Consider the following 8,158-nt stretch of genomic DNA (forward strand, 5'->3'; position numbering starts at 1 on the left):
AGACCCTGTTCGCCGAGAAGGAGAGCCGCCTCAAGCGCGGCGACGAGCTGCCGCCGGGCGTGATCAAGCTGGTCAAGGTCTTCGTGGCCATGAAGCGCAAGCTGCAGGTCGGCGACAAGATGGCCGGCCGCCACGGCAACAAGGGCGTGATCGCCCGCATCGTGCCGGAGGAGGAAATGCCGTTCCTCGAAGACGGCACGCCGGTGGACATCCTGCTCAACCCGCTGGGCGTGCCCAGCCGCATGAACGTCGGACAGATTCTCGAAACGCACCTCGGCTGGGCGGCGCGCGTGCTGGGGTTCCAGGCGGTGACGCCGGTGTTTGACGGCGCGACGGAAGAAGAAGTGCACAAGGCCATCGACGAGGCGAACACGCACGTCAAGGCCCGGCTCAAGGAATGCGAAGACACGCACCTGCCCCCGGGCGAGCGCGAACTGCTGGCCCACATGCCGCGCGGCGGCAAGGCGCAGCTGTACGACGGCCGCACGGGCGAGCCGTTCCGCCAGAAGACGACCGTGGGGTTCATGTACCTGCTCAAGCTGCATCACCTCGTCGATGACAAGATCCACGCGCGGGCCACGGGACCGTACAGCCTCATCACCCAGCAGCCGCTGGGCGGCAAGGCGCGCACGGGCGGGCAGCGCTTCGGCGAAATGGAAGTGTGGGGCCTCGAGGCGTACGGCGCCGCGTATGTGCTGCAGGAGTTGCTCACCGTCAAGAGCGACGACGTTGAGGGCCGCACCAAGATTTACGAATCGATGGTCAAAGGCACCAACTCGCTCGAGGCGGGCATGCCCGTGGCGTTCGACGTCCTGTGCAACGAGATTCGCGGCCTGGGCATGAACGTGACGCTGGAGAAGAAGCCCATCGAGAGCGCGGCGATCCTCTGATGCGCGGACGCCGGGGCGTGCGGAGTTGAATTGAGTCTCAGATCAGACGGAAGTTCAGAGAAAGGACGTGCGGCGGTCAACGGTGGCGGATCACCCGGTTGTCAACGCAGTTCGATACGCACTCGAATACGCCGGGCTGGGCAGCAGGATTGCCCCGTTCCCGATTCGAAGGCTGGCTCGGCCGTGGACACGCAGTGAGTTGCCGCCGGCCGGGAATCTGAGGGCCGCGCCGCCGGACTATGTCGGAGTCGGAACGCAGAAAAGCGGCACCTCGTGGTGGGCCGGGCTCATTGAAGCCCATCCGCAGGTGGCGCCAAACCTCTTCAAGCGAAAGGAGATGCACTACCTCACGCATTTCTTCGAGCGGCCGATGACGGTCGGCGACATCGAGACGTATCACGCCGCATTCGCCCGGCCGCAAGGCAGGCTGTGCGGCGAGTGGACTCCGAACTATCTCGCCAGTCCTTACACGATTCGCCGTCTGCAGCAGGCCGCTCCGAACGCCCGGGTGCTCGTGATGTTTCGCGAACCCGTCTCGCGATACGAGTCGGGATTCAACCACGAGTACAAGCAGCGCTTCGGCGCGATGCTGGCCCCTCGGGTTCGGCGCGAAGTGATGAAGAGGTACGCCCTGCGAAAAGAGTCTATCTGGAACGGCATGTATGCCGCCCAGTGCGACACGTTGCTGCGAGTCATTCCGCGAGAGCGGCTGCTGGTGCTCCAGTACGAGCAGTGCAAAACGCAGCCGCGGGAGATGATCGCCCGCACGTACCGGTTCCTCGGGCTCGACGATTCGTTCGTGCCCGAAGGGATGGAAACGCCGGTGAATGTGCAGCGTCAGGTGACGGATTCGCTGGGAGATGAGACGAGAGAGCTGCTCGCCGAAGTCTACCTCGACGACGTGCGGCGACTGAAGGCGATGTTTCCGGATGAGATCGACCTGAACCTCTGGCCGGGATTTGAAAGTGCGGCCGGCGACTGACCGGCCGCTGACGACGAGTGATGAACGCCACGCGGCCCTTGCCGCGACTAAGAACAACGACCTGCGACAGGAAGCGCCATGTCCGAATCTTTCTACGATCGCGTGAACGACTACGCCAGTGTGAAGGTCATGCTCGCCAGCCCGACCGACATCCGGTCGTGGTCGTTCGGCGAGGTGAAGAAGCCCGAGACGATCAACTACCGCACCTACCGCCCTGAGAAGGACGGCTTGTTCTGCGAGCGCATCTTCGGCCCCGAGCGCGACTACGAGTGCGCGTGCGGCAAGTACAAGGGCACGAAGTACAAGGGCATCATCTGCGATCGCTGCGGCGTGAAGGTGACGCACTCGCGCGTCCGCCGCAAGCGCATGGGGCACATCAACCTCGCCTCGCCGATCGTGCACATCTGGTTCTTCAAGGCGCTCCCGAGCCGCCTGGGCAACCTGCTGGGCATGAAGACGAGCGACCTCGAGAAGATCATCTACTTCCAGGACTACGTCGTGCTCGATCCGGGCGACACGCCGCTCGAGTACCGGCAGATGCTCACGGAAGACGAGTTCCGCGTCGCCTCCGAGCAGTACGGCTCGGCATTCAAAGCCAAGATGGGCGCCGAGGCTGTGCGCGAACTCATCGAGCGACTCAACCTCCATACCGAGGCTGCGGCGATCCGCGAAGACCTCAGCAAGACCCGCAGCAAGCAGAAGATCAAGGACTTCTCCAAGCGCCTCAAGCTCATCGAGCAGATTCGCGGCAGCGAGAACGATCCGACCTGGATGGTCATGGACGTGATCCCCGTGATCCCGCCCGAACTGCGCCCGCTCGTGCTGCTCGAGAGCGGCAACTTCGCCACCAGCGATCTCAACGACCTGTACCGGCGCATCATCAACCGCAACAACCGCCTCAAGAAGCTCATGGACCTCAACGCGCCCGAGGTCATCATCCGCAACGAGAAGCGCATGCTGCAGCAGGCAGTCGATGCGCTGTTTGACAACGGCCGCTGCCGGCGCCCGGTGCTCGGATCGAGCGGCCGGCCGCTCAAGAGCCTCACAGACATGATCAAGGGCAAGCAGGGCCGCTTCCGCGAGAACCTGCTGGGCAAGCGCGTGGACTACTCGGCCCGCTCGGTCATCGTCGTCGGTCCGGAACTGAAACTCAATCAGTGCGGCCTTCCCAAGAAGATCGCGCTCGAACTCTACCAGCCCTTCATCATCCGCAAGTTGAAGGAGCACGGGTTCGCTGACACGATCAAGAGCGCCAAGCGCATGCTCGAGCGGCGCGACCCGGAGGTGTGGGACATCCTCGAAGAGGTGATCTACCAGCACCCCGTGCTGCTGAATCGCGCTCCGACGCTGCACCGCATGGGCATTCAGGCGTTTGAGCCGGTGCTCGTCGAGGGCAACGCGATCCGGATTCACCCGCTCGTATGCCACGGCTTCAACGCCGACTTCGATGGCGACCAGATGGCCGTGCACCTGCCGCTGTCGATCGAGGCGCAGGCGGAAGCGCACGTGCTCATGCTCTCGACGAACAACATCTTCTCGCCGGCGAGCGGTCGTCTGGTGATGCCGCCCAGCCAGGACATCGTGCTGGGCGTGTACTACATCACGGCGATCCAGCCGACGGAGAAGGAAGATTCGCAACTGCGCTTCTTCAAGGATCCGATGGACGCGATGCTGGCGCTGGATCACGGCCAGATCCAGACGCACGAGCCGATCTGGGTTCGCCTGCCGCACGTGACGGAAGTCGTCAACGCGCAGAACGGTCCGGTGGAGATCATCAAGCCGGGCACGCGAATCCGCACGACGGTGGGGCGGTGCATTCTCAACGACATCCTGCCCAACGGCGTGCCTTTCTACAACTGCACGCTGGCCAAGAAGGGCGGCAGCCGCGTCATCGACGACACGTTTGCACGGCTCGGCCGCTCGGCGACGCTCGATCTGCTCGACGGCCTCAAGGAACTGGGCTTCAAGCAGTCCACGCTGGCCGGGCTGTCGTTCGGCATCACCGACCTGCGCATTCCCAAGGCCAAGTACGAACTTATCGACGCCACGCAGAAGCGAGTCGACCAGGTGGAGCGCGCTTATGAAGCGGGCGCCATCACCGAGCGCGAGCGTTACAACCAGTTGCTCGACCTTTGGGCGCATTGCCGCGAAGAGGTCACCAAGCACCTCGTGGAAACGCTCAAGCACGACCGGCGCGATGAAGACGGCAACCCGGTGCCGCTCGATTCCAAGCAAGGCAAGCTTTACCTCAACCCCGTGTATCTCATGAGCGACTCGGGCGCCCGCGGTAACATCAGCCAGATGCAGCAGCTGGCGGGCATGCGCGGCCTGATGAGCAAGCCCAGCGGCGAGATCATCGAGACGCCCATCAAGGCCAACTTCCGCGAAGGCCTGAGCGTGCTCGAATACTTCTCGTCCACCCACGGCGCCCGCAAGGGACTGGCGGACACGGCGCTCAAGACGGCCGACTCGGGTTACCTCACCCGCAAGTTGTGCGACGTGGCCCAGTCGGTGATCGTTATCGAAAGCGACTGCGGCACGAAGAAGGGCATCGCCAAGCGTGCCGTGTACAAGGGCGAAGAAGTGGACGTCCCGCTGCGCGAGGTGATCCTCGGCCGCACGAGTTGCCAGGCGATCATCAATCCGATGACCGACGAGAACATCGTCGAGGCGGGTCAGATCATCGACGCCGACCGCGCCGCCCGCATCGAGGAGCTGGGCATCGACACGCTTGAAGTGCGCAGCCCGCTCACGTGCGACACGGCGATGGGCATCTGCTCGAAGTGCTACGGCATGGATCTGTCCACGGGCGACCTGGTCGAAAGCGGGCTGGCCGTGGGCATCATCGCCGCCCAGTCCATCGGCGAGCCGGGCACGCAGCTCACCATGCGGACGTTCCACACCGGCGGTGTGGCGCAGCGCACGCTCGTCGAGACGTCTCACAAGGCCTCGGCCGCCGGCACCGTCGAACTCGTTGACTGCAACGAAGTCGAGGTGGAAGACGACCAGGGTAACCTCGTGCTCACCGCGCTCAAGCGCAACGGCGAACTCATCATCCGCGATGCACGCGACCGCGAGCTGGATCGCTACAAGATCGACTACGGCTCGTGGATCCGCGTGCGCAACGGCGAGAAGGTCCGCAAGGGTCAGGTGATGGTCGAGTGGGATCCGCACCGCGCGCCGATTCTCGCCGAGAAGTCGGGCATTGTGCAGTTCAAGGACATCGAGATTGGCGAGACGGTGCGCGAGGAGTCTTCGGGCGGCGGCAAGGCGGCGCTCGTGGTCATCGAGCACAAGGGCGAGAAGCACCCGCAGATTCTGATCGCCGACGCCGCGGGCAACATCCTCGACTTCCACTACCTGCCGGCCAAGGCGCGCATCGAAGTGAAGGAAGGCCAGGCGATCAAGGTCGGGCACATGCTCGCCCGCCAGCCCAAGGCCGTGGCCGGCTCGGCCGACATCGTCGGCGGTCTGCCGCGCGTCACCGAGATCTTCGAGGCGCGCAAGCCCAAGGACCCGGCCATCATCGCCGAGATTTCGGGCACGGTCGAACTCTATTCGGACAAGCGCAAGGGCAAGATGACCATTCGCGTGGTGTCCGAGGCGGGCATCGAGAAGGACCACCACGTGCCGCAGGACAAGCTGCTGCTCGTGCACGCGGGCGATTTCGTGAACGCGGGCGACCCGCTCACGCAGGGTCCGCTCGTGCCGCACGACATCCTGCGCATCAAGGGCGACGATGCGCTGTACACGTACATGCTCGAAGAAGTGCAGAACGTGTACCGCGCGCAGGGCGTGCCGATCAACGACAAGCACGTCGAGATCATCCTGCGCCAGATGCTGGGCAAGGTGCGCGTCGAGAACTCCGGCGACACCGACCTGCTTCCCAACGAGGTCGTCGACAAGTTCGTCTTCCGGCGCAAGAACGAGGACATCGCGCGCTACGGCCGCATCTCCGACGCCGGGGACACGGCTCTGCCGGTGGGAGCGCTGGTGACCAAGGACGACATCCGCGAAGCCAACGCCCAGGCTGAAGCCGCGGGCAAGAGCGGCGCCAAGGCCAAGCGTGCTCGACCCGCATCCGCCAAGACGCTGCTGCTGGGAATTACGAAAGCCTCGCTGCAGAGCGAGTCGTGGCTCAGCGGCGCTTCGTTCCAGGAGACGACCAAAGTGCTCACCGAAGCGGCGCTTCGCGGGGCCATGGATCCACTCTCGGGGCTCAAGGAAAACGTCCTGCTCGGACACCTCATCCCCGCGGGCACCGGATTCAAGTTGCACCAGGGCATCCGCGTGGTGCCCGTCGATGGCGCTGCCGCCGTCGAGCCGGATCGCGGTCCGTACGTCGAGGCCGGCGCCGACGGCCGCGCGCCGGTCGCCGCGCCGCCGAGTGGCTCGACGGTCGAGGTTGTTGACAGCCTTCAGGGCGAAGAAGTCGGGTCGAACTGATTCGCGCTTCACCAGGACTCATGCACAAGACCGCCGGCTCCTGGCCGGCGGTCTTTCGTTTTGACGCAGGTTGTGCAGCAGCCGCGCCGTTACTTGGCGCGCTTGTAGGTTACTTCCACGACGCGGTAGTCTTCGCCGGCGTGGAGGTCGAAGATCTCGAACACCATCGTGTCCGGATCGACGACAAACAGTTTGTACTTCACCGTGCGGCCGATGACGTTGAGCATCGGCTCATCCATCGGGCCGTAGGAGGTGAAGGATGTTCCGTCGGCGCCTGGAGTTCCGGTCATCGTGAGCAGTTGGGTGCCCAGCGTGTCCGCCCAGCAGCCGACGTAGACGTTGCGGAAGTTGTCGTAGCCGGTCAGGCCCATGCCGTCGTGGGCCACCATGCTCATCTGCCCCGTGCTGTCGGGCATGGGGAACTGGCCCTTGCTCTCTTCGAGGACAAAGCGCTTGCCCAGCACCCACGAGCGCTTGGACGTGCCGGCAAGGCTGGTGGGCGGCGCGTCGGGGCCGGCCATCCAGATCTTCGTTATCGTTTCCCAGTTGCCGACAGTGGTTTCGAGCGCGGCGTGGGCGGGGCCGGGCTTCACGGTTTCGAGCCACTTCTGCATCATCGCCTGCATGTCGGGTGGTTCGGGTTGCGCGGCGTGCTCCACACCGCGAAGCATCGCCGCCCCGCCTGTCATCGCGACCGCCGCTCCGAGCACAAATCCGCATGCCACAAGACTCAGTTTCTGCATGATGATCTCCTGGTGAATGTGAAAGCCCCTCGCCCCGGGGCCGACGAGTGTAATCGGCTCGGCCCGGTGGGGCGAGGGCGGCTTGTGAAGGCGGATGATGATTCAGAAGTACTGGCAGTGATCGGCCGCGACGGCTTTTTCGTTGAGGAACCAAGCCGGATCGACGATCCCGTCGGCCTCGGGCAGAAGGTTGGCGTCGCTCACGTCGAAAGTTGCGGCGGCGAGCCGGCAGGCGTAGAGGCCGACGTTGCCCGTGTCCTTGAGCGCCCGGAGGAAGTCGTGGATCTCGACGGGGTCGCCTTCGGCCGCGAGGCGGTCGCGCAGCCACTGCTCATCGTCGGCGTGGCGACCCTCGATCCGCAATGACTGCACGCCGCTGTGCGTCAGCGCCTTGACGGCCCAGAGCACGAAGAGGATGTCCACCGTGACGCCGCGCTTCGCCTGCACATAGGCAAAGGTGAGCGGCGTGAGCAACCGGTCGTAGCCGTCGTCGCGAATGACAATGGCGAGGTTCTTCATGAGGCTTCTCCTTGGAGTTCGAGAGATGTAGGCGATGGTGGTAGGTTTCACGGTGTCGAGGAATCTCAGGCACATGACTCTGTTGCTCCCTGCAGGTCGTCGCCGCCGCCGCCGGGCAGGCGCGGAATCAATCCGCCGACGCGGCGCCTGTAGTCGAGATAGGTCCGGCCGTGGTGGGCGATGAGGTCGCGCTCTTCGAGCGGAATGGCGATGAGGATGTACGCGGTCATGGCGATCGCGAAGAGCAGGTGCGCGAGGGTCATGGTCGGCGTGGCCCAGAACGCGATCATCCAGCCGACGTAGAGCGGGTGGCGCACGTGCCGGTAGACCGATGGCGTGCGGAAGGGCAGGTGCGTGTAGTCTCTGCCGCGCAGATGCAGCCAGACCTGTCGCGTGCCGAAGAGATCGAAGTGGTTGATGAGCAGGCTCACCGCAGGCACCATGATCCAGCCGTAACCGGACCACCGAAACCGCCACAACCTGCAAGAAGGCGCAACAACGCGCAAGAACGCGGCAGGGCGAGACTTACGGGCGATTCAGGCCGCGCGACCGAAACCGCCACGCCAGGCCGAATCGGG

General features: G+C 64.5%; 6 protein-coding genes. 3 read left to right on the forward strand and 3 right to left on the reverse strand.

The genetic code is table 11. The features are described from left to right. The 3 genes from rpoB to rpoC all read left to right on the forward strand — a co-directional run. On the forward strand, positions 1–890 hold an 890-nt coding region (gene rpoB / locus IT430_13865), incomplete at its 5' end, for a DNA-directed RNA polymerase subunit beta (GenBank protein MCC6909026.1). A 67-nt stretch (positions 891–957) separates the two neighbouring features. After that, positions 958–1,872, forward strand: a complete 915-nt coding sequence (locus IT430_13870; GenBank protein MCC6909027.1) for a sulfotransferase — start codon at positions 958–960, stop codon at positions 1,870–1,872. A gap of 78 nt (positions 1,873–1,950) precedes the next feature. Beyond that, on the forward strand, positions 1,951–6,318 hold the full coding sequence (gene rpoC, locus IT430_13875; GenBank protein ID MCC6909028.1) for a DNA-directed RNA polymerase subunit beta': 4,368 nt from the start codon (positions 1,951–1,953) through the stop codon (positions 6,316–6,318). Between the two features lie 89 nt (positions 6,319–6,407). Here the strand turns inward: rpoC and IT430_13880 are convergent, their stop codons facing one another. The 3 genes from IT430_13880 to IT430_13890 form a co-directional block, all read right to left on the reverse strand. Further along, positions 6,408–7,061, reverse strand: coding sequence for a DUF1579 family protein (locus tag IT430_13880; GenBank protein ID MCC6909029.1), 654 nt, complete (start codon positions 7,059–7,061; stop codon positions 6,408–6,410). Positions 7,062–7,163: 102 nt separating this feature from the next. Then, complete coding sequence (locus IT430_13885; protein ID MCC6909030.1) at positions 7,164–7,580, reverse strand: DsrE family protein; 417 nt, start codon at positions 7,578–7,580, stop codon at positions 7,164–7,166. A 65-nt stretch (positions 7,581–7,645) separates the two neighbouring features. Then, positions 7,646–8,023, reverse strand: a complete 378-nt coding sequence (locus IT430_13890; GenBank protein MCC6909031.1) for an isoprenylcysteine carboxylmethyltransferase family protein — start codon at positions 8,021–8,023, stop codon at positions 7,646–7,648. Between the last annotated feature and the right edge of the window lie 135 nt (positions 8,024–8,158).

This window comes from Phycisphaerales bacterium (genome assembly GCA_020852515.1).
GTDB lineage: Bacteria > Planctomycetota > Phycisphaerae > Phycisphaerales > UBA5793 > UBA5793.

Excerpts from the sequence above, each read along its gene's own strand:
- rpoC (MCC6909028.1), top strand. The coding sequence starts at position 1,951 with ATGTCCGAATCTTTCTACGATCGCGTGAACGACTACGCCAGTGTGAAG.
- IT430_13880 (MCC6909029.1), bottom strand. The coding sequence starts at position 7,061 with ATGCAGAAACTGAGTCTTGTGGCATGCGGATTTGTGCTCGGAGCGGCG.
- IT430_13890 (MCC6909031.1), bottom strand. The coding sequence starts at position 8,023 with ATGGTGCCTGCGGTGAGCCTGCTCATCAACCACTTCGATCTCTTCGGC.
- IT430_13885 (MCC6909030.1), bottom strand. The coding sequence starts at position 7,580 with ATGAAGAACCTCGCCATTGTCATTCGCGACGACGGCTACGACCGGTTG.